Below are 19994 nucleotides of genomic sequence, written 5' to 3'. Positions count from 1 at the left end.
GTGCGATGGCCGGGAAACTGGACCTGGATCCGCTGCTGGTGGCGCGGGCGCGGGAGCTCGCGGCCGCGGCCGGTCGTCCGGTCGTCGATCTGGCCCGCACGCACACGACGGTGTCGGTGGAGCGGGCGATGCTGCGCCTGTTCGGCCTGACCGGTGCGGACCCGGACGGCACGCCGTGGGTGAACCGTCTGGTGGACGAGATCGTGGCGCAGAACGGCCTGGCCGGTGGTGTGGTGTTGCCGGCGATGCACGCGCTGCGCCGCTATCAGCCGTTGCGGGGTGCGTCGTTCGGTGAGGGCCTGCAGGTGCTGGCGCAGAAGGCGGCGGCCGGTGCGGTCTCGTTCGGCGGCCCTTTCCGCGGGGCCGCGCGTGAGGCGGCGGTCCGGGCCGCGCGACGCGCCGTGTCGAAGCTCGACGCGACGCGTCTGACCCGCGAAAAGCTGATCCGGCGGTACGGTGACGCGCCGCGGCGCCCGTGGATCTACCTGATCGTGGCGACCGGCGACATCTACGAGGACATTCCTCAGGCCGTCGCCGCGGCGCGGGCCGGGGCGGACGTGATCGCGGTGATCCGGTCGACCGGCCAGTCCCTGCTGGACTACGTGCCGGAGGGCGCGACCCGGGAGGGTTTCGCGGGTACGTATGCGACCAGGGAGAACTTCCGGCTGATGCGGGCCGCGCTGGACGGGGTGTCGAGGGAGCTCGGCCGGTACGTGCGGCTGACGAATTATGCCAGCGGGTTGTGCATGCCGGAGATGGCCGCGCTCGCCGGTCTGGAGCGGCTGGACATGATGCTCAACGACAGCATGTACGGGATCCTGTTCCGGGACATCAACCCGATCCGGACGTTCGTCGACCAGCGGTTCTCCCGGCAGATCCACGCCCGTGCCGGGATCATCATCAACACCGGCGAGGACAACTACCTGACCACGGCCGACGCGGTCGCGGACGCGCACACCGTGACCGTGTCGCAGCTGCTCAACGAGTATTTCGCGCACGAGGCCGGGCTGGCGGACGGGCAGTTGGGGCTGGGGCACGCGTTCGAGATCAACCCGGACCTGCCGGACTCGCTCAGGTTGGAGACCGCGCACGCGCTGCTGGCCCGCGAGCTGTTCCCGGACGCGCCGCTGAAGTGGATGCCGCCGACGAAGCACATGACCGGGGACGTGTTCCGCGGGAATCTGCTCGACGGCATGTTCAACCTGGTCGGCGCGCTGACCGGGCAGAGCATCCTGCTGGTCGGCATGATGACCGAGGCGGTGGTGACGCCGTGGCTGTCCGACCGGGACATCGCGCTGCAGAACGTGCGCTACGTGCTGTCCGCGGCCGGGGACATGGCCGAGGACTTCGTGCCCGCGCCCGGCGGTTTCGTGCAGCAGCGTGCGCACCGGGTGCTCGGTGAGGCGGTGGAGCTGCTGGAACGGATCGCGGCCGGGTCGCTGCTGGGCGCGATCGCGGACGGCACGTTCGGCATCATGAGACGGCCGCCGGACCGCGGCCGTGGTCTGGACGGGGTGGCCCGCATGTCCGAGGACTACTTCAGCCCGTTCGACGGGCTGCTGCCGTGATCCGCCCGTACGGGGACACCACCGGTGACGGCATGGTGCAGACCTCGTTCACGCTTCCCGTGCCGGCCGGGCGTCGTGCCGACGGTGCCGCGCTGCAGCTCGCGGCCAAGATGGGGATGGAGCCGGCGATGCTGGTGCATTCGCGGGCGATGGGGGACGGGCACACGTTCTTCGTCGTCTACGGCCGGGTGCGGCACGCCGTCGACCTCGGCGCCGTCACCGTGGCCGAGCGGGACTTCCCGCTGCTGACCGCGACCGAGATCAACACTGCGGTGAAGCGGCGGCTGCGCCGCAAGCTCGCGATCGTCGGTGCCTGCATCGGCACGGACGCGCACACGGTCGGCATCGACGCGATTCTCAACGTGAAGGGCATCGCCGGTGAGAAGGGCCTGGAGTACTACCGGGAGCTCACGGTCACGAACCTCGGCGCGCAGGTGTCCGTGCCCGACCTGGTCGAGGCCGCCGCCGGCGCGGATGCGGTCCTGGTCTCCCAGGTCGTCACCCAGCGGGATGCGCACCTGCACAACACGCGGGAGATGTCGGCGGCGTTCCGGGAGGCGATGCCCGCGCACCGGCGGCCGCTGCTGATCGTCGGCGGGCCGCGCTTCGACGAGGGCATGGCCGCGGACCTCGGCGTCGACCGGATCTTCGGCCGCGGCACCACGCCCCGCGAGGTCGCTTCCTACCTCGTGCACCGTCTGGCCGGGGAGCCGTCATGATCGGGTTGCAGGTCGTCCACCGCCGGTACGTGCCGTACGCGCACGCCCACTACGCCGGGAACCTCGTCGACGGCGCGTACGCGCTCGGCCTGTTCGGCGACGTCGCCACCGAGGTCTGCATCCGCGCCGACGGTGACGAGGGCCTGTTCGCCGGCTACGCGGACGTGCGGTTCCTCGCCCCGGTCCGGGCCGGGGACGTGGTGGAGGCGACCGCGGTCCTCACCCGGGCCGGGAACCGGTCCCGGACGCTCGACCTGCGCCTGACCGTGGTGTGCCGTGGCCGCCCGGACGTGCGTCCGTCCGCCGCGGAGGTGCTCGACCCGCCGCTGCTGGCGGTCACCGCGGTCGGCACCGTCGTCATCCCATGATCATCTGCGCGGACCTCGGTTCGACCTGGACGAAAGCCGCACTGGTACGCGAGGAGGACGGCGACCTGGTGGCCACGTCCGCGGTGCCGACCACCGTCGGCACCGACGTCGTCCACGGGCTCGACCGGGCGGTGGCGCTGCTCGGCCCCGACGCGCGCGGGGCGTCACTGCGGGTCTGCTCGTCGGCCGGCGGCGGGCTGCGGATCGCGGTCCTCGGCCACGAGCAGCTCGTCACGGCGGACGCGGGGCGGCGGGTGGCGCTCACCGCGGGCGGGCACGTCGTCCACGTCGCCTGGGGACGCCTGGGCACGGCCGCGATCGCGGCACTGCGCGCGGCCCGGCCCGACCTGCTGCTGTTCGCCGGCGGCACCGACGGCGGCGACGAGGAGACCGTCCTGCACAACGCGCGACGGCTCGCGACCACCCGCTGGCGGGTGCCGACCGTCTACGCCGGGAACGCCGTCTGCGCGCCTGCCGTCCGGGAGATGCTGCCAGGGGTGACCGTCTGCGGGAACATCCTGCCCCGCCTCGGCGTCCTCGACCCGGCGGCAGCCCGGGACGCGCTGCGGGCCGCGTTCCTGCACCACGTCATCGGCGGCCGGGGACTGTCCCGCAGCCGGCGCTTCACCCGCCACGTCCACGCCGCCACCCCCGACGCCGTCCTCACCGCGGTCACGCTCCTCGCCGCGCACCGGGACCTCATGGTGATCGACGTCGGCGGCGCCACCACCGACGTCTACTCCGCTGTCACCGCCGACCCCGACCGGCCGCGCACCACCACCGGCACGCTCCGGTGCGCCCGCACCGTCGAGGGCGACCTCGGCATGCGCGCCGGCGCCCCTGGCATCGTCGCCGCCGCCCGCGCCGAGCGCCTGCTGACCGACGACGACGCAGACCGGCTGGAGATCGCCGCAGCGGCCCGCGCGGCCGATCCCGGTTCCGTACCCACCACCGGCCGGGAAAGGGCCGCAGAGGAGCGCCTGGCCGGGCTCGCGCTGACCGTCGCGCTGCGCCGTCACGCCCGCCACGCCGACCCGGGCGGCGCGCTGCGGGACCTGAGCGCGGCCCGGCTCGTCGTCGGCTCCGGCGGCGTCCTGCGCCACCACGGCCCGGCCGCGCTGCACACCGCGCTCGGCGACCACGCCGGCGCCTGGCCCGTCCCGGCCGGTGCGGTCGTCACGGTCGACGCCGCCTACGTCCTCGCGGCCGCGGGACTGCTCGCCCCCGACCACCCGCGGGCGGCCCGGCGGCTGCTCGACCGGACGTCGGGGACGTGAGCGCACCCGAACGGGCGAACCGCCCAGCTGCGCCGGGGCACGGATATGCCGGTGACGCACGTAAAAGACCGCACCGCAACCAAAGAGAAAGCAAACCCCGGTTGACGCCCAACCATCCCCAACGCGTAAAGTTCTTGAGTCCAAGCGCGGGCAGATGAACCCACGTTCGCTCTAGCCCCTTCGTCCGCTGGCCGAGCCAGGCCACGCAGGCGGGGGTCGGCGGGGCGGCGCGAACCGGGATCGTCGCCGGCGGTACGAACGGCGAGGAACGCGAGGCCAGTAGACAACGGCCATACGACGGCAACCAGCCGGCGTGAGGTCGGTCCGAAGGTCTCGACACCTCGTCCGACGCGCCGGACCGCACTGGGCCAGGGAGCAGCGGGGCGCGGCTGACACCGGCCGTGCCCCGCTTTCGCGTGTCGGAGGCGGCGGCCGGGAACCGGCCCGCCTCGTTGTGCCTCACCCCACCGGTACTCTCACCCCTCTACCGGTGACCGTGGGTACCGCGACGACGAAGTGAGGCACGGGTGACGATGGTCGACACCACCGGCGCACCGGGCGTGACGCCCGAGGCCGGTCCGAGAACCCGCCCCGCCCCGGTCCTGCCGCTGTGGGGATCCGTGCTGGTCGCGGTCGCCGCCGGCGTGGCGCTGCTGTTCTCGTTCCCGCCGTACGGGCTGTGGTGGCTCGCCCCGATCGGCGTCGCCGCGCTCGCGGTCGCGATCCACGGCCGCCGCCTGCGGGCCGGGGCCGGGCTCGGGTTCCTGGCCGGGATCGTGCTGTTCATGCCGATGCTGTCCTGGACGAACCTGCACACCGGCTACCTGCCCTGGACGCTGCTGTCCGTCGCCGAGGCCGCCTACCTCGCCGCGATGGGCCTCGCCCACGCCTGGGCCGCCCCGCTCGCCACCCGCCACCGGTGGGTGACGCCGGTGCTGGTCGCGACGCTGTGGGTGGCGCAGGAGGCGGCCCGGTCGCGGACACCGTTCGGCGGGTTCCCGTGGGCGAAGCTCGCGTTCGGGCAGGGCGAGGTGCCGCTGCTGCGCTGGGCCGTCCTCGGCGGCGCCCCGCTGGTCACGTTCATGGTCGCGCTGACCGGCGGCCTGCTCGCCGCCGCGGCCCTCACGCTGCTGGCCCGTGGCGCGCGCACCGCCACGGCGGACGCCGAGGACCTCGGAGAGAAGCCGTCGACGCTTCCGGCCGTACCCTCGAAAGCCTTTGCATTCGGGGGCTGGGTTCTCGGGGCGGTCGCCGTGGCCGTGTCCGGAGCGCTGGTGCCCGTGGCGGCACCGGCGGGGGACACGATCACGGTCGCGATCGTGCAGGGCAACGTGCCCCGGCTCGGGCTGGACTTCAACGCGCAGCGGCGCGCCGTGCTCAACAACCACGTCCAGGGCACGCTCGACCTCGCCGCCCGCGTCACCGCCGGACAGGAACGCCGGCCGGACCTGGTCATCTGGCCGGAGAACGCCAGCGACGTCGACCCGCTCAAGAACACGCTCGCGATCGAGGGGATCACGCGCGCGACCGAGGCGATCGGCGTGCCGATCCTGGTCGGCGGCGTCACCGACGGCTCCACCCCGCGCAATGTCCGCAACATCGGCGTGCTGTGGTGGCCGGCCGGGACCGGCAACGGCGGCGGCGCCGACCTCGGCCAGCTCTACGCCAAGCGACGTCCGGTGCCGTTCGCGGAGTACATCCCGATGCGGACGATCGCCCGGATGGTCAGCACCGAGGTCGACCGCGTCGCCCGCGACTTCGAACCCGGCGACCACCCCGGCGTCATCGACAGCGGCGCGACCGTGATCGGCGACGTCATCTGCTTCGAGATCGCACTGGACGGGATCGTCCGCGACGTCGTCACCGGCGGCGCGCAGATCCTCGCGGTGCAGACCAACAACGCCACGTTCAACACCGCCGAGGCCGAGCAGCAGCTGGCCATGGTGCAACTGCGCGCCGTCGAGCACGGCCGGGACGCGCTCATGGTCTCGACCGTGGGCGTGTCCGCGTTCGTCGGCGCGGACGGGCGCGTGCACGACCAGACCGAGTTCAACACGGCCGCGGTCGTGGTGCGGGACATGGTCGAGAGCACCGGCCTGACCGTCGCCACCCGCGTCGGTGCGTGGCCGGAGACGGCGCTGACCGCGCTCGCCCTCGGACTGCTCATCGGCGCCGGACTGGTGCGCCGCAAGGCCTAGCAGCCTCACAGCAGGGCATCAGGATGGCGTGGCATGCTGTCAAGGGCCACCCGTTCACATCCTCACAGGGAGCCACGCATGCAAGCCACCCCGGTGACCGGCCCGCGGCGAAGTCGCCTGCGCACCTGGGCGCCGCTCGGGATCGCCGCGCTCATGATCGCCGAGATCGCCGCGTTCATCGTCGTCGCGCAGCAGATCGGCTACTTCTGGACCATCCTCGCCGGGCTGGTCCTGTCGACCGCCGGCGCGGCCGTCCTGCGCCGCGAGGGACTGCGCGGCTGGCGCCGCTTCCGGGACGCGTCCCGGGCCGGCCGCCACCCCGGCCCCGAGGGCGTCGACGGGATCGTCGGCATCACCGCCGGCGTGCTGCTGTCCGTCCCCGGGTTCATCACCGACACGATCGGCCTGCTGTTGATCATCCCGCCGTTCCGCGGCCTCGCCCGCAAGGCCGTCATCCGCCGGCTCGAGCGGCGGCTGCCGTCCGCGCAGGCCGGCGACCTGTTCGGGCCCCGCCGGGTCCGCCCGGCCAACGACTACGCGCACGCGGCCCCCCAGCAGACGCCGCCCGCCTCGACCGGTGACCCCGTCATCGAGGGCGAGATCGTCTGAAGGACATGAAAAAGCCCTCCACCGGTACGGGTGGAGGGCTTTTCTCGTGCTGTCCTACGCGACCTGGCCGCGGCGGGCCCGGACCTCCTGCAGACGCTCCTGCAGAATGTCCTCCAGCTCCGCGATCGACCGGCGCTCCAGCAGCATGTCCCAGTGCGTGCGCGGAGGCTTCACCTTCTTCTGCTCCGGCTCGGAACCGTCGACCAGCCGGGCGACGCTCCCGTCGAACTTGCACTCCCAGGTCATCGGCACCTCGGCGTCGACCGCGAACGGGACCTCGAAGCGGTGCCCCTTGCCGGCGCACAGGTACTCGCGCGTCTGCCGGGGCGCCAGCTCCGTGTTACGGTCCGACTCGTAGCTGACTGCGCCCAGACGGCTGCCGCGCAGCATGCGCTCGCCCATGAAGCTTCCCCTCGCTCGGTGCTGATCGTGCTCACTGCTCTGATCGTGCTCACTACGCTGTGAAAAACGCTGTACTGCAAGGTATCGATGGCGTGCCACCCGTGCCCGGGGTGTGCAACGATCCGGCCGCCCCGACGATTCCCCTCGGACCGGCGGTTGTGTCCGCTGTGTTAACAGTCTTCAGGGTAACCGGCCGGTAGACGGTTCGTCGATCTAGGGCAAACCACCCGTGAAGGCCGTTGCAGGCATGACTACCCCGAATTCGGCCCGCCATTCACGGTACGCGCGCCCAGGTTCGCCAGCGCGGACGCCAGGTTCGACACCTGACCCGCCAGCTGACCGGCCTGCGCGACCGCGGCGTCACGCTCCGCACGCGCCATGGTCATCCGGGAGGTGAGCTGCGCGAGCTCCCGGTCCCGTTCCGCGACCGTGTCGGCCAGCGTGCGCGCCTGTGCCAGATCCGTCGTGAGTTGCGCCACCTGTGCACCCAGACGGGCGGTCTCGGCCTGCTCTTTCGTGAGCGTCTCGCCGGCCGCGGCCAGGTCCCGGCGGGCCTGCGCGGTCTCCGCCCGGGACGCGGCCAGGTCGGCGTGCGCGGCCGCGAGCGTCGCCGCCGTGCCGGTCAGCTCCGCCCGCACCTCGGTCAGCGCCTCGCCGGCCCGCTCCAGATCCACGGCCAGGGCGGCCTTCGCGGCCTTGGCCGTGTCCAGGTCGCGGGACAGCTCGTCCTGGTAGCGGCGCTCCGCCTCCAGCTCACGGCGCAACGCGGTCACCTCGGTCCGCGCGGTGTCCCGGTCGTCGGCGGCCTGACGGCGCAACGCCTCCGCCCCGGTCGCCTTCTCCTCCGCCGCGGCCCGCGCCGCGCGCGCCTCCGCGGCGGCACTGTCGGCGGCCCGTGCGATCGCGTCCGCGGCCTCGGCCCGGCGCTGCGACGCCGCCGCCTCCTCCTGCGCGGCCGCCGTGGCGTGCTCGGCCAGGGTCAGCGCGGACCGGGCCGCCTCCGCGTCCTCACGCGCCTCGTCCCGCGACGTGTGCGCGGCCGCGACCTGCGCCGACGTCTCCGCCCGCACCTGCGCCAGCTGCCGCTCCACCCCCGCCGGGGACAACTCCGCGTGCAACGCGTCGCTCAGCGTCTCGACCAGCTGATCCAGCCGGTCGACCGTCTCCCACGTGCGCGCCACCTGACCCGCCAGGCCCGGCGCGGAACGCTGCCGCATCCGCGACGTGCGTGAGGCGCGCTGGCACTCGCCGTCGTTGTCCCGGCAGTAGCGGAACGGCCGCCCCGCGCTCGCCCGCTGCGGCACCGGACGGCCACAGTGCGCGCACGGGCGCACGACCTCATCCGCCGCCTGCGTGTCCGTGTCCATCGCCGCCGGAGTCTAGCGGCTGTGCCTCGAACGTGGGTACGAGGCACACCGGCTTGACCTCTACCGCGGATGAGGTCATACCGTCGGCCCATGAGCATGGAGATGACCGCCTGGAACTCGCTCTACCACGCGATGAACGCCCAGGAACAGAAACGCCCGTTCAGCCGGGCCACGCTCCGGCGCATCCTCGCGTTCGCCCGGCCGCACAGACGCAAACTCACCGCGTTCCTCGCCGTCGGCGTCGTCACCGCGCTCCTCGCGGTCGCCGCACCGGTCCTGGCCGGACGGATCGTCAACGCCATCGTCGACGGCGACCCGCTCGGCAGCGTCCTCACGCTCGCGGCCTGCATCGGCGTGATCGCGGTCGCGGAGGCCGGGCTCGGGATCCTCAACCGGTGGCTGTCGTCCGGGATCGGTGAGGGGCTCATCCTCGACCTGCGTACCGCGGTCTTCGACCACGTGCAGCGGCAGCCGGTCGCGTTCTTCACCCGCACCCGTACCGGCGCGCTCGTCAGCCGGCTCAACAACGACGTCATCGGCGCCCAGCGCGCGTTCTCCGACACGCTCTCCGGCGTCGTCGGCAACACCGTCACGCTCATCCTCACGCTGATCGTCATGGTCGGGATCTCCTGGCAGATCACGCTGCTCGCGCTGCTGCTCCTGCCCGTGTTCGTGCTCCCGGCCCGGCGCATGGGCGGCCGCATCGCCCGGCTCGAACGCGAGGCCGCCGGGCACAACTCCGCGATGAGTACGCAGATGACCGAACGGTTCTCCGCACCGGGCGCCACGCTGATCAAGCTGTTCGGGCGGCCGGGCACGGAATCGGCCGAGTTCGCGGCACGGGCACGGCGGGTGCGGGACATCGGCGTGCGGACCGCGATGGTGCAGTGGCTGTTCATCACCGCGCTCACGCTCGTCTCCACGCTCGCGCTCGCCGTCGTCTACGGCGTCGGCGGGTTCTACTCCCTGCGCGGCCAGCTCGACCCCGGCGCGGTCGTGTCCCTCGCGCTGCTGATCACCCGGCTGTACGCGCCGCTGACCGCGCTCGCCTCGGCCCGGGTCGAGGTGATGAGCGCCCTCGTCAGCTTCGAACGTGTGTTCGAGATCCTTGATCTGCGACCGCTCATCACCGAACGCGACGGCGCCGTGGAAGCGCCGGGCGGGGCGCTCACGGTCGAGTTCGACAAGGTCCGGTTCGCGTACCCGTCCGCGGAGAAGGTCTCGCTCGCCTCGCTCGAGGAGGTCGCGGTCCTCGACGCCCGCGGCGGCGCCGAGGTGCTGCACGAGATCTCGTTCACGGCCCAGGCCGGGCAGATGGTCGCGCTGGTCGGGTCGTCCGGCGCGGGGAAGTCCACGATCGCGCAGCTGCTGCCCCGGCTCTACGACGTCGACTCCGGCGCGGTACGGCTCGGCGGGGTCGACGTGCGGGACCTGACGTTCACATCGCTGCGCGACAGCCTCGGGCTGGTCACCCAGGACGGGCACCTGTTCCACGAGTCCGTCCGCGCGAACCTGCTCCTCGCCCGGCCGGAGGCCACCGAGGACGAACTGTGGGACGTGCTGGAGCGGGCCAGGCTCGAAGAACTGGTCGCGTCGCTGCCGGACGGGCTGGACACCATCGTCGGGGAGCGCGGGTACCGGCTGTCCGGGGGAGAACGGCAGCGGCTCACCATCGCCCGGCTGCTGCTGGCCCGGCCCCAGGTCGTCGTGCTCGACGAGGCCACGGCACACCTGGACAACACCTCGGAGGCGGCCGTGCAGGCGGCGCTCGCCGAAGCACTCGAAGGACGGACCGCGATCGTGATCGCGCACCGGCTGTCGACCGTCCGCGCGGCCGACCAGATCCTGGTCATCGAGGCCGGGAACATCGTCGAACGCGGACGCCACGACGAACTGCTCGCCGCGGACGGGAGGTACGCGGAGCTGTACCGCACCCAGTTCGCCGCGCACACGGAGGTGACGGCGTAACCGACGTCACCATGTCTGCCGTTACCAGTGCGTATGCGCGAGAGTAAACGCAACTTCGACACCGTGGGAGGCGCACGTGGGGGACGGGCTGACACCAGCCGGGGCACTCGACGACCTGATCGCCGGCAACGAACGCTTCATCGCCGGCGTCAACGTCCACCCCAACCAGGACGCCGCCTACCGCGCCTCCCTCGCCGAGGCCCAGGCGCCCAAGGCCGTGCTGTTCGGCTGCTCCGACTCCCGCCTCGCCGCCGAGATCATCTTCGACCAGGGGCTCGGTGACCTGTTCGTCGTCCGCACCGCCGGGCACGTCATCGGCCGCGAGGTCCTCGGCAGCATCGAGTACGCGGTCGCGGTCCTGCGCACCCCGCTGATCGTCGTGCTCGGCCACAACTCCTGCGGCGCGGTCCAGGCCGCGCTGGAGGCGGACGAGACCCGCATCCCGCCGACCGGCCACCTGCGCGCCATCGTCGACGGACTGCTGCCCAGCGTCCAGCTGTCCGCCGCCCGCGGCGTCACCGACGTGGACGGGATAGTCGACGTCCACATCCAGAGCACCGTCGACCAGCTCCGCGCGAACTCGGCCACGCTCGCCGCCGCCGTCTACGCCCGCACCTGCGCCATCGTCGGCATGTCCTACCAGCTCGACGCCGGCCGCGCCCGCCTGATCACCCCGGACCCGCGCTAGAAACCTTGTAATCTCGCGTCGTGTTCGCACATGACAACGGTTCCGGAACCCCGGTCGTGCTCCTGCACGGCTTCGGCCTCGACCACCGCAGCCTGCTCCCCCTGGAGCCCACGTTCACGCGCTCCGGGGGCTGGCGGCGCCTCTACCTCGACCTGCCCGGCGCGACCGGCACCCCGGCCGACGGGATCAGCAGCACCCAGGAGGTCGCGGAAGCGACGGTCGCGGAGATCCGCGAACGCCTCGGTGACACGCCGTTCGCGGTGCTCGGGTGCTCGTTCGGCGGCATGATCGCCCGGTACGTCGCCCACGCGCTCCGGCCGCAGGTGCTCGGGCTCGCCACCGTGGCCGGCGTGTTCGTCGCCGCACACGCGCGGCGGGACGTGCCCGCGCGGACGGTCCTGCGGCACGAGCCCGAGGTCGACGCGATCCTCGGCGCGGCCGTGGAACAGTACCGGGAGGACGCGGTGGTGGAGTCCGCGGACGACGCGCGCGCGTTCCTGGAATACCTGCTGCCGGGGCTGGACGGCGCGGACCCGGACGCGATCGCACGGATCGGCGCCCGGTACTCGCTCGACCGGGAGCCGGAGGACGCGCACCCGGAGCCGTTCCTGGCGCCGGCACTGCACATCACCGGGCGGCAGGACCACGTGGTCGGCTACGCCGACGCCTGGCGACGCGTCGCGCACTACCCGCACGCCACGGTCACCGCACTCGACGCGGCCGGGCACAACCTCCTCTTCGAGCAGGCCGGACTCTGCGCCGCCCTCGTCACGGACTGGCTCGACCGCATCCGGCGGACCACCGGCAACTGAGCCGGGAACGGCCGGAGTTCTCCCGAGCGAGAAGCGCGCGGGACGCGCGTACCCCCGTGATCATGCTTGTGGGTTTATTCTTAGACCGGCGGTCGGTCTGAGAATAGGGGGTGCGCGCGATGGCCCGCACGGTCGATCCGGTGGCGCACGCGGCACGGCGTGAGGCGTTCCTGGACGCGGCGCAGCAGATCATCGCGACCAGGGGGTACGACGCGCTCAGCATCCAGGACGTGCTCAGCGCGACCGGCGCGTCCAAGGGCGCGTTCTACCACTACTTCGACGGCAAGGCCGCACTGCTGGACGCGCTCGTGCTGCGCATGGTCGACACCGCCGGACCGCACCTCACCACGGACGGCAGCGCACTCGAACGGCTCGACGCGGTCTTCGGCGGGCTCGCCGACCTCAAGGCCGGGCAACGCGACCTGATCATCGGCATGGCCCGGGTCTGGATGTCGGACGAGAACGCGGTCGTGCGCGAGCACTTCCGCCGCCGCGCCATCACCGCGCTCACCCCGATCCTGGCCGACATCATCCGGCAGGGCGCCCGCGAACGGATCTTCGCCGTCACCGACCCGGACGCCACCGCCGCCGTCTTCGCCGCACTGGTCCTCGGCACCAACGAGGCCGCCATGTCCATGATCGGCCAGGAACTCACCTTCACACAGGTCAGTGCCCGGCTCGGCGCGTTCGGGGAGGCGTTCGAGCGCGTGCTCGGCGTCGCGCCCGGCGCCCTGCGATTCGACCGGAGACTCGACGTCGTCCGGGAATGGTTCGATGCGATCGCCTGAGAGAAGGCAAAAATGATCATCGAAACTGAAAGGCTCACCAAGCGGTACGGCACGCGCCGCGGCATCGACGAGGTCACGCTCGCCGTCGCGCCCGGCGAGATCCACGGGTTCCTCGGGCCGAACGGTGCCGGGAAGACCACCACCATCCGCACGCTCCTCGGCCACCTGCGGCCCACGTCCGGCACCGCCCGGGTCTTCGGGCTCGACGCGCACGCGGACCCGGTCGCGATCCACCGCCGGCTCGGATATCTGCCCGGCGAGTTCGGGCTCTACGACCGGCTCACCGGTGCCCAGACCGCGGACTACTTCGCCCGGCTGCACGGCGGCGTCGACACCGCCTACCGGGACGCGCTGATCGCCCGGCTCGGGATCGACCCCGGGCGCCGGTTCCGCGAGCTGTCCAAGGGGAACAAGCAGAAGATCGGACTGCTCATCGCCTTCCAGCACCGGCCCGGCCTGCTCATCCTCGACGAACCCACGTCCGGGCTGGATCCGCTCGTGCAGCAGGAGTTCCAGGCGCTGCTGCGCGAGGCGCGTGACGAGGGGCGGACCGTGTTCCTGTCCAGCCACGTGCTGTCCGAGGTCGAAGCCGTCTGTGACCGGGTCACGCTCATCCGGGACGGGCGGATCGTGCGCACCGGAAAGGTCGCGGAGCTGCGCGACCTCGCCCACCACCAGGTGCTGCTGCGATTCGCGGACACGGTGCCGGTCGAGGCGTTCCAGGGACTGCCGGGCGTTTCGGACGTGGAGGTCGTCGACCACACGCTGCGGATGCGGGTCAGCGGGCCGATGACGCCGGTCGTGCGGGCCGCGGCCGGATACGAGCTGCTCGACTTCGAGTCCCGGGAACCGGGCCTGGAGGAGACGTTCCTGCGCGCGTACGAGACCGCGTCATGACCACCGTCGCGATGCGCGCCTGGCGGGACGCACGACGCGGGCTGATCACGCTGCTGATCCTGCTCGCCGGACTGGTGTTCGCGGTCCTCGGCGGGGTCGCGTCCGCGTACCCGACCGTCGAGGCGCGGACGGAGATCGCCCGGCTCGCCACCACGCTCGGGCCGGCCGCGACCGGGATGACCGGGCCCGCGGTCGGCGTGGAGACCATGGGCGGATACGTGCAGTGGAAGTACGGCACGGTCCTGGTCGTCATCGCGGCCGTCTGGGCGATCATCGCGCTGACCGGCACGATCGCGGGGAAGGCCCTGGAGCTGCTCGCGGCGGTGCCGCTCTCCCGGCGACGGATCGCGCTCGCCACGACCGGCGGCCTGGCGGGGGTGCTCACGGTCGTGTGCGCCGCGGCGTCGGCCGGGGCCTGGCTGGGCGGGCAGGTCTTCGCGCGGCTGCCCGGCGACGGGATCAGCGTGGGCATGGCGGCCGGGCTCGGGGCCTGGCTGTGGGTGATGGCGCTGGCGTTCGGCGGGCTGGCGTCCGCGCTCGCGCCGTGGTTCGGGCGGGCCGTCTCGGCGTGGATCGCGGGTGTGGTGCTGGTGGGCGGGCTGGTCGCGGTCGGGTACCGCACGCTCAGCCCGGCGCTGGACGCGATCGCGCCGCTGACGCCGTGGGCCTGGACCCACGATCACCTGCCGCTGGCCGGACGGCTGGACTGGGCGTCGCTGCTGTGGCCGCTGCTCGCCGGCGTGGTGCTGCTGGGCGTCGGGGTGGAGTCGTTCGCGCGGCGGGACCTGGGGGCGCGAGTCGGGTTGCCGCGGGTACGGATGCCCGCGTTCGGGCTCGGGGGTGTTGCCGGGCGGACGTTCGCGGAACGCTTCCCGACCGCGGTCGCGTGGGGGAGCGGACTGGGCGTGCTCGGCTTCGTCCTGGCCGCCACCAGCGAGTCCATGGCCCGCCAGTTCGCCGGCTCACCCGCCCTCGCCGACACCTTTGAACGGATATTTCCGGATTTTGACGTGAGTACGGCGGGCGGGTTCCTGCAACTGCTCGTCCAGCTGCTGTTCGTGCTCGCCGGGTTCGCGGCCGTGGGCCTGGTGACCGGGTGGGGCGCGGACGAGGAGACCGGGCGTCTGGAGATGCTGCTGGCCACCCCGGTCAGCCGCGCAGGGCTCGTGCTCCGCGGCGGGATCGGGCTGCTCGGCGCCGTCACCGTCATGACCGCGCTGGCCGCGGCCGGGGTCGGGCTCGGCGCGGTCGCCGCCGGCAGCACGGACGTGTTCCAGCCGGTCGCCGGCACGGCCGTTCTCGGACTCTTCACGGCCGCGTGCGCCGGCGTCGGCGTGGCCGTCGGCGGCATCACCCGGATGTCCACCGCCGGGACCGTCGCCGGAGCGGTGGTGGTGCTCACCTACCTCATCGACCTCGTCGCGCCGGCGCTGCGGCTGCCGGACTGGGTGCACGGCCTCGCGCTCACCGCGCACCTGGGCAAACCCATGGTCGGCGACTGGGACCCCGTGGGCGTCACCGTGTGCGTGGTGCTCGCGGTCGGCGGCGTGCTCGCCGGCGCGGCCGGACTCTCCAGGCGGGATCTCAGCCATTGAGACGGGTGGGCGGTGGCGCGCCCACCCGTACCCCCTGGTCATGAAGGGTTTTATGGGTGGTTTCCGCAGGCCGCACCGGTGAGCCTGCCGGAGACCCGAGTCGGGTAGTCTTGGCGACCGGGCCGAGAGGCGCTGCGACGGGACGACCCCGCCACGCTCGACCTGGATCGACTGACGACAAGGGCGCCTCCGAAGACAGCCTTTCGGAGGAGGTCGCAGTGAGTGACACCACACGCATCGATGCGTTGAGAAAACTGCTGAGCGAGCGGATCGGGGTCCTCGACGGCGCCTGGGGCACCATGCTCCAGGCCGCGAAACTGGCACCCGCCGACTACCTCGGCCCGATGGTCCCGGCCGACCACCACAAGGACGTCACCGGCGACCCGGACCTGCTCAACCTCACCCGCCCGGACATCATCCTCGACGTCCACCGGCAGTACCTGGCCGCGGGCGCGGACATCACCACCACGAACACGTTCACCGCCACCGGCATCGGCCAGGCCGACTACGGGCTCGAGCACCTCGTCCGCGACATGAACCTCCAGGGCGCACGCCTGGCCCGGCAGGCCGCGGACGAGGCCGGCGGCAAATGGGTCGCCGGTTCCGTCGGGCCGCTGAACGTCACGCTGTCGCTGTCGCCGCGCGTCGACGACCCCGCCTACCGCGCGGTCACGTTCGACCAGGTCAAGGCCACGTATGCGGAGCAGATGACGGCGCTGGTCGAGGGCGGCGTCGACCTGTTCCTGATCGAGACGATCTTCGACACGCTCAACCTCAAGGCCGCGATCTCCGCCGCCCGCGAGGTCGCACCGCAGATCCCGCTCTGGATCTCCGTCACCATCGTCGACCTGTCCGGGCGCACGCTCTCCGGGCAGACCGTCGAGGCGTTCTGGCGGTCCGTCGAACGCGCGGAGCCGTTCGCGGTCGGCGTGAACTGCTCGCTCGGCGCCGCCGAGATGCGCCCGCACGTGGCGGAGCTCGCGAAGATCTCCAACGCGTTCGTGACCTCGCACCCGAACGCGGGGCTGCCGAACGCGTTCGGCGGCTACGACCAGACGCCGGAGCAGACCGGGGCGCTGGTCGGGGAGTTCGCGCACGCCGGGCTGGTCAACATCGTCGGCGGATGCTGCGGCACGTCGCCGGCGCACATCGCGTCCATCGCCACCGCGGTGCGGTCCGAGAAGCCGCGCGTGATCGACCCGCCGGCGCCGACCACCCGCTTCTCCGGGCTGGAGCCGTTCGCGATCGGGCCGGACACCGGCTTCGTCATGATCGGCGAGCGGACCAACGTCACCGGGTCCGCGAAGTTCCGGCGGCTGATCGAGGCGGACAACTACCAGGCCGCGGTCGACGTGGCGCTGGAGCAGGTCCGCGGCGGGGCGAACCTGCTGGACGTGAACATGGACGCGGACCTGCTCGACAGCGAGACCGCGATGACCACGTTCCTGAACCTGATCGCGACCGAGCCGGAGGTCGCCCGCATCCCGGTCATGATCGACAGCTCGAAGTTCAGCGTGCTCGAAGCGGGCATGAAGTGCGTGCAGGGCAAGGGCGTGGTGAACTCCATCTCGCTGAAGGAGGGTGAGGACGCCTTCCTGGCCCAGGCGCGCGTGATCAAGTCGTACGGGCTCGGCGCGGTCGTCATGGCGTTCGACGAGCAGGGGCAGGCGGACACGACCGACCGCAAGGTCTCGATTTGCGGGCGCGCCTACGACCTGCTGGTGGAGAAGGCCGGCTTCGCTCCCGACGACATCATCTTCGACCCGAACGTGCTCGCCGTCGCGACCGGCATCTCCGAACACAACGGATACGCGAAGGCGTTCATCGACGCGCTGCCGCTGATCAAGGCGCGCTGCCCCGGCGCCCGCACCTCCGGCGGCATCTCCAACCTGTCGTTCGCGTTCCGCGGCAACGACGTGGTCCGCGAGGCCATGCACTCCTCGTTCCTGCTCCACGCCGTCCGCGCCGGCCTCGACATGGGCATCGTCAACGCCGGCCAGCTCGCCGTCTACGCCGACATCCCCGCCGACCTGCTCGAAATGGTCGAGGACGTCATCTTCGACCGACGCCCCGACGCCACCGACCGGCTCGTCACGTTCGCGTCCACGGTCACCGGCTCCGGCACCAAGCGCGAGGTCGACCTCTCCTGGCGCGAGGGCACGGTCGGCGAGCGCCTGTCGTACGCGCTCGTGCACGGCATCGTCGACTTCGTCGAGGCCGACACGGAGGAGGCCCGCCAGCAGCTCCCACGGCCGCTCGACGTGATCGAGGGCCCGCTGATGGACGGCATGAAGGTCGTCGGCGACCTGTTCGGCTCCGGCAAGATGTTCCTCCCGCAGGTCGTCAAGAGCGCCCGCGTGATGAAACGGTCCGTGGCCTACCTCGAGCCGTACATGGAGAAGGAGAAGGCCGGCAACCGCGGCCAGGGCAAGGTCGTGCTCGCCACCGTCAAGGGCGACGTCCACGACATCGGCAAGAACATCGTCGGCGTCGTGCTCGGCTGCAACAACTACGAGGTCATCGACCTCGGCGTGATGGTCCCGACCGCGAAGATCCTGGAGACCGCGCTCGCCGAGGGCGCGGACGCGATCGGCCTGTCCGGCCTGATCACGCCGTCGCTGGACGAGATGGTCGCGGTCGGCGTGGAGATGCAGGCGCGCGGCATGACGCTCCCGTTGCTCATCGGCGGCGCCACCACCTCCAAGCAGCACACGGCGGTACGGATCGCGCCCGCCTACACCGGCGACACCGTCCACGTGCTCGACGCGTCCCGGGTCGTGGGCGTGGTCTCCGACCTGCTGGACAAGGACCGCCGCGTGACGCTGCGGACTGCGAACCTGGCCGAGCAGGAGCGGCTGCGGATCGCCCACGAGAACCGGCACTCCCAGCCGCTGCTCTCAGTGGAGGCCGCGCGGGAGAACCGGGAGACCGTCTCCTTCGACGAGATCCCCACGCCCGTGTTCACCGGCGTGCGCCGGGTGAACCCGTCGATCGCGGAACTCCGCACGATGATCGACTGGCAGTTCCTGTTCCTGGCCTGGGAGCTCAAGGGCAAGTACCCGGCGATCCTGGACCAGCCGGTCGCCCGCGAGCTGTTCGACGACGCCAACACGATGCTCGACAAGATCATTGCCGACGGTACGCTGCGCGCGTCCGGCGCGTACGGCTTCTGGCCCGCGCACGCCGACGGCGACGACATCGTGCTCGACAACGAGGGCGTCACGTTCCCGATGCTCCGCCAGCAGACGCAGAAGCCTTCCGGGCGCGCGAACCGGTGCCTGGCGGACTACGTCGCGCCGGCCGGTGCGGGCGACCACCTGGGCGGGTTCGCGGTCGCGATCCACGGCGCGGAGGAGCTGGCCGCGACGTACGAGGCCGAGCAGGACGACTACAAGGCGATCATGGTCAAGGCGATCGCGGACCGGCTCGCCGAGGCGTTCGCCGAACACCTGCACCTGCAGGCCCGCCGCGAATGGTTCGAGCCGGACGCCGACCCGGTCCTCGCCGACCTGCACGCCGAGCGCTTCCGCGGCATCCGGCCCGCGCTCGGCTACCCCGCCAGCCCCGACCACAGCGAGAAGCACGAGCTGTTCGACCTGCTCGGCGCGCAGGAGATCGGCATCGGCCTGACCGAGTCGTTCGCGATGACCCCGGCCGCCGCCGTCTCCGGCCTGATCTTCGCCCACCCGGACTCGCGCTACTTCACCGTCGGCCGCCTCGGCCGCGACCAGGTCGCCGACTACGCGACCCGCCGTGGCATGCCGCTCGACGAGATCGAGCGCTGGCTCCGCCCGAACCTGGCCTACGACCCGTCCTGACCCGTTCTCCGTGTGATGGGGCGTCCTCCGGGGCGCCCCATTTTCGTCTCGTCCCGGTCATGGGACGCCGCTTCGGCGGCCGTCGCGGGAACCTGGTCCGCGGGCTGGGAGCAGCGGCACGCGCGTACCGATGGCGGCATTATGCTCGTGATCTATGCATGATGTCCTCGCCGCGTTCGAGGCGGAGTCCGCGGCCCTGTCCGACGCCATGTCCACGGTGGACGATGCCGGATGGGCGCGGCCGTCACCCTGCCCGCCGTGGAGCGTGGCGGGGCTGTTCGGGCACGTCATCGTGACCGTCGATCGCGTGCCGGGGATGTTGCGCGCGGACGCGCCGCCCGCGGCGACCGTGGACGCGACCGGCTACTACCGGCCCGGCGAACGCTTCTCGGCCGCGACGAACGCCACCAGGATCGCGGTCGGCGAGGACCGTGCGGCGCTGCCCGGACCGTCGCTGGTCACCGAGTTCACGACCATCAGTGGGTACGTCGTGCGCCTCTGCCGCCAGGAGTCGGCCGGACGGGTGGTGCGCACCCGGCACGGCGACGCGATGACGCTGACCGACTTCATGCTGACCAGGGTCGTGGAGGTGGCGGTGCACGGGATCGACCTCGCGGCCGCGCTCGACCGGCCCGCGTGGACCACGCCCGAGGCGGCGTCCGCGGTGAGCGGGCTGCTGCTCGGCGGCGACGGGCCGGCGCCGCTGGGCTGGGACCGGCTCACGTTCCTGCGCAAGGCGACCGGGCGGGCGCGGATGACCGAGGGCGAACGGGACGCGGTGGCCCGCGGCGGGATCCGCTGGCTGGCGCTCGGCTGACCCGGGGTGTGCGGAACCGGCCACGGATCCGCCGGCCGCGGGAGCGCGCGGCACCGGACCACGCCGGAAGCGGGAAGGTGGCTGTGGTTTTGCGGCTTTTGGG

At 72.3% G+C, this 19994-nt stretch carries 16 protein-coding genes; 14 read left to right on the top strand and 2 right to left on the bottom strand.

The genetic code is table 11. From position 1 onward, the window contains the following. Positions 1-5: 5 nt before the first annotated feature. The 6 genes from kamD (at position 6) to OP04_RS34510 (ending at position 6739) form a co-directional block, all read left to right on the top strand. The gene (kamD, locus tag OP04_RS34535) at positions 6-1568 is read left to right on the top strand and encodes a lysine 5,6-aminomutase subunit alpha (RefSeq protein WP_033344138.1); all 1563 of its coding nucleotides are present in this window, start codon (positions 6-8) and stop codon (positions 1566-1568) included. A 32-nt stretch (positions 1569-1600) separates the two neighbouring features. Next, positions 1601-2287: a lysine 5,6-aminomutase subunit beta gene (kamE, locus tag OP04_RS34530; protein WP_051799578.1), complete on the top strand. Its 687-nt coding sequence runs from the start codon at positions 1601-1603 to the stop codon at positions 2285-2287. Next, positions 2284-2655: a 3-aminobutyryl-CoA ammonia lyase gene (gene kal / locus OP04_RS34525; RefSeq protein WP_033344136.1), complete on the top strand. Its 372-nt coding sequence runs from the start codon at positions 2284-2286 to the stop codon at positions 2653-2655. The genes kamE and kal overlap by 4 nt, the downstream gene beginning before the upstream one ends. After that, entirely contained in the window at positions 2652-3932 is a 1281-nt protein-coding gene (locus tag OP04_RS34520) for a glutamate mutase L (RefSeq protein WP_033344135.1), read from the top strand. Before kal ends, OP04_RS34520 begins: the two co-directional genes overlap by 4 nt. 533 nt (positions 3933-4465) lie before the next feature. Beyond that, positions 4466-6130, top strand: coding sequence for an apolipoprotein N-acyltransferase (gene lnt / locus OP04_RS34515; protein ID WP_085067022.1), 1665 nt, complete (start codon positions 4466-4468; stop codon positions 6128-6130). 78 nt (positions 6131-6208) lie between these two features. Continuing rightward, positions 6209-6739 carry an FxsA family protein gene (locus OP04_RS34510; RefSeq protein ID WP_051799535.1) on the top strand — a complete coding sequence of 177 codons (531 nt, stop codon included), beginning with the start codon at positions 6209-6211 and terminating at the stop codon, positions 6737-6739. 54 nt (positions 6740-6793) lie between these two features. On the opposite strand, the gene OP04_RS34505 is transcribed toward OP04_RS34510, so the two are convergent. Both OP04_RS34505 and OP04_RS34500 read right to left on the bottom strand, forming a co-directional pair. Then, positions 6794-7141 carry an RNA polymerase-binding protein RbpA gene (locus tag OP04_RS34505; protein ID WP_033344134.1) on the bottom strand — a complete coding sequence of 116 codons (348 nt, stop codon included), beginning with the start codon at positions 7139-7141 and terminating at the stop codon, positions 6794-6796. 251 nt (positions 7142-7392) lie between these two features. Then, positions 7393-8508, bottom strand: a complete 1116-nt coding sequence (locus tag OP04_RS34500) for a coiled-coil domain-containing protein (RefSeq protein WP_051799534.1) — start codon at positions 8506-8508, stop codon at positions 7393-7395. A gap of 90 nt (positions 8509-8598) precedes the next feature. Between OP04_RS34500 and OP04_RS34495 the strand changes: the two genes are divergently transcribed. From OP04_RS34495 to OP04_RS34460, 8 genes are all read left to right on the top strand, one after another. Continuing rightward, positions 8599-10476 carry an ABC transporter ATP-binding protein gene (locus OP04_RS34495; RefSeq protein ID WP_033344133.1) on the top strand — a complete coding sequence of 626 codons (1878 nt, stop codon included), beginning with the start codon at positions 8599-8601 and terminating at the stop codon, positions 10474-10476. A 76-nt stretch (positions 10477-10552) separates the two neighbouring features. Next, positions 10553-11164 carry a carbonic anhydrase gene (locus tag OP04_RS34490; protein ID WP_033344132.1) on the top strand — a complete coding sequence of 204 codons (612 nt, stop codon included), beginning with the start codon at positions 10553-10555 and terminating at the stop codon, positions 11162-11164. A 20-nt stretch (positions 11165-11184) separates the two neighbouring features. After that, on the top strand, positions 11185-11976 hold the full coding sequence (locus OP04_RS34485; RefSeq protein ID WP_033344131.1) for an alpha/beta fold hydrolase: 792 nt from the start codon (positions 11185-11187) through the stop codon (positions 11974-11976). A 119-nt stretch (positions 11977-12095) separates the two neighbouring features. Next, positions 12096-12764, top strand: a complete 669-nt coding sequence (locus OP04_RS34480) for a TetR/AcrR family transcriptional regulator (protein ID WP_157240778.1) — start codon at positions 12096-12098, stop codon at positions 12762-12764. 12 nt (positions 12765-12776) lie between these two features. Beyond that, complete coding sequence (locus tag OP04_RS34475; protein ID WP_033344129.1) at positions 12777-13661, top strand: ABC transporter ATP-binding protein; 885 nt, start codon at positions 12777-12779, stop codon at positions 13659-13661. Further along, the gene (locus tag OP04_RS34470; protein WP_033344128.1) at positions 13658-15256 is read left to right on the top strand and encodes a hypothetical protein; all 1599 of its coding nucleotides are present in this window, start codon (positions 13658-13660) and stop codon (positions 15254-15256) included. The genes OP04_RS34475 and OP04_RS34470 overlap by 4 nt, the downstream gene beginning before the upstream one ends. Before the next feature lie 218 nt (positions 15257-15474). Beyond that, on the top strand, positions 15475-19074 hold the full coding sequence (metH, locus tag OP04_RS34465; RefSeq protein ID WP_157240776.1) for a methionine synthase: 3600 nt from the start codon (positions 15475-15477) through the stop codon (positions 19072-19074). A gap of 154 nt (positions 19075-19228) precedes the next feature. After that, on the top strand, positions 19229-19891 hold the full coding sequence (locus OP04_RS34460; protein WP_033344127.1) for a maleylpyruvate isomerase family mycothiol-dependent enzyme: 663 nt from the start codon (positions 19229-19231) through the stop codon (positions 19889-19891). Positions 19892-19994 lie beyond the last annotated feature (103 nt).

It is taken from the genome of Catenuloplanes japonicus (assembly GCF_000717135.1).
Lineage (GTDB): Bacteria > Actinomycetota > Actinomycetes > Mycobacteriales > Micromonosporaceae > Catenuloplanes > Catenuloplanes japonicus.
Note: the sequence above shows the minus strand (reverse complement) of the source record. Positions and strands in the feature narration are given on the sequence as shown.

What these genes read in the sequence shown, in the direction of transcription:
- kal (WP_033344136.1), top strand. Translation starts at nt 2,284, where the DNA reads ATGATCGGGTTGCAGGTCGTCCACCGCCGGTACGTGCCGTACGCGCAC.
- OP04_RS34480 (WP_157240778.1), top strand. Translation starts at nt 12,096, where the DNA reads ATGGCCCGCACGGTCGATCCGGTGGCGCACGCGGCACGGCGTGAGGCG.
- OP04_RS34510 (WP_051799535.1), top strand. Translation starts at nt 6,209, where the DNA reads ATGCAAGCCACCCCGGTGACCGGCCCGCGGCGAAGTCGCCTGCGCACC.
- OP04_RS34495 (WP_033344133.1), top strand. Translation starts at nt 8,599, where the DNA reads ATGAGCATGGAGATGACCGCCTGGAACTCGCTCTACCACGCGATGAAC.
- OP04_RS34505 (WP_033344134.1), bottom strand. Translation starts at nt 7,141, where the DNA reads ATGGGCGAGCGCATGCTGCGCGGCAGCCGTCTGGGCGCAGTCAGCTAC.
- lnt (WP_085067022.1), top strand. Translation starts at nt 4,466, where the DNA reads ATGGTCGACACCACCGGCGCACCGGGCGTGACGCCCGAGGCCGGTCCG.
- OP04_RS34475 (WP_033344129.1), top strand. Translation starts at nt 12,777, where the DNA reads ATGATCATCGAAACTGAAAGGCTCACCAAGCGGTACGGCACGCGCCGC.
- OP04_RS34460 (WP_033344127.1), top strand. Translation starts at nt 19,229, where the DNA reads ATGCATGATGTCCTCGCCGCGTTCGAGGCGGAGTCCGCGGCCCTGTCC.
- kamE (WP_051799578.1), top strand. Translation starts at nt 1,601, where the DNA reads ATGGTGCAGACCTCGTTCACGCTTCCCGTGCCGGCCGGGCGTCGTGCC.
- OP04_RS34520 (WP_033344135.1), top strand. Translation starts at nt 2,652, where the DNA reads ATGATCATCTGCGCGGACCTCGGTTCGACCTGGACGAAAGCCGCACTG.
- OP04_RS34470 (WP_033344128.1), top strand. Translation starts at nt 13,658, where the DNA reads ATGACCACCGTCGCGATGCGCGCCTGGCGGGACGCACGACGCGGGCTG.
- kamD (WP_033344138.1), top strand. Translation starts at nt 6, where the DNA reads ATGGCCGGGAAACTGGACCTGGATCCGCTGCTGGTGGCGCGGGCGCGG.
- OP04_RS34500 (WP_051799534.1), bottom strand. Translation starts at nt 8,508, where the DNA reads ATGGACACGGACACGCAGGCGGCGGATGAGGTCGTGCGCCCGTGCGCG.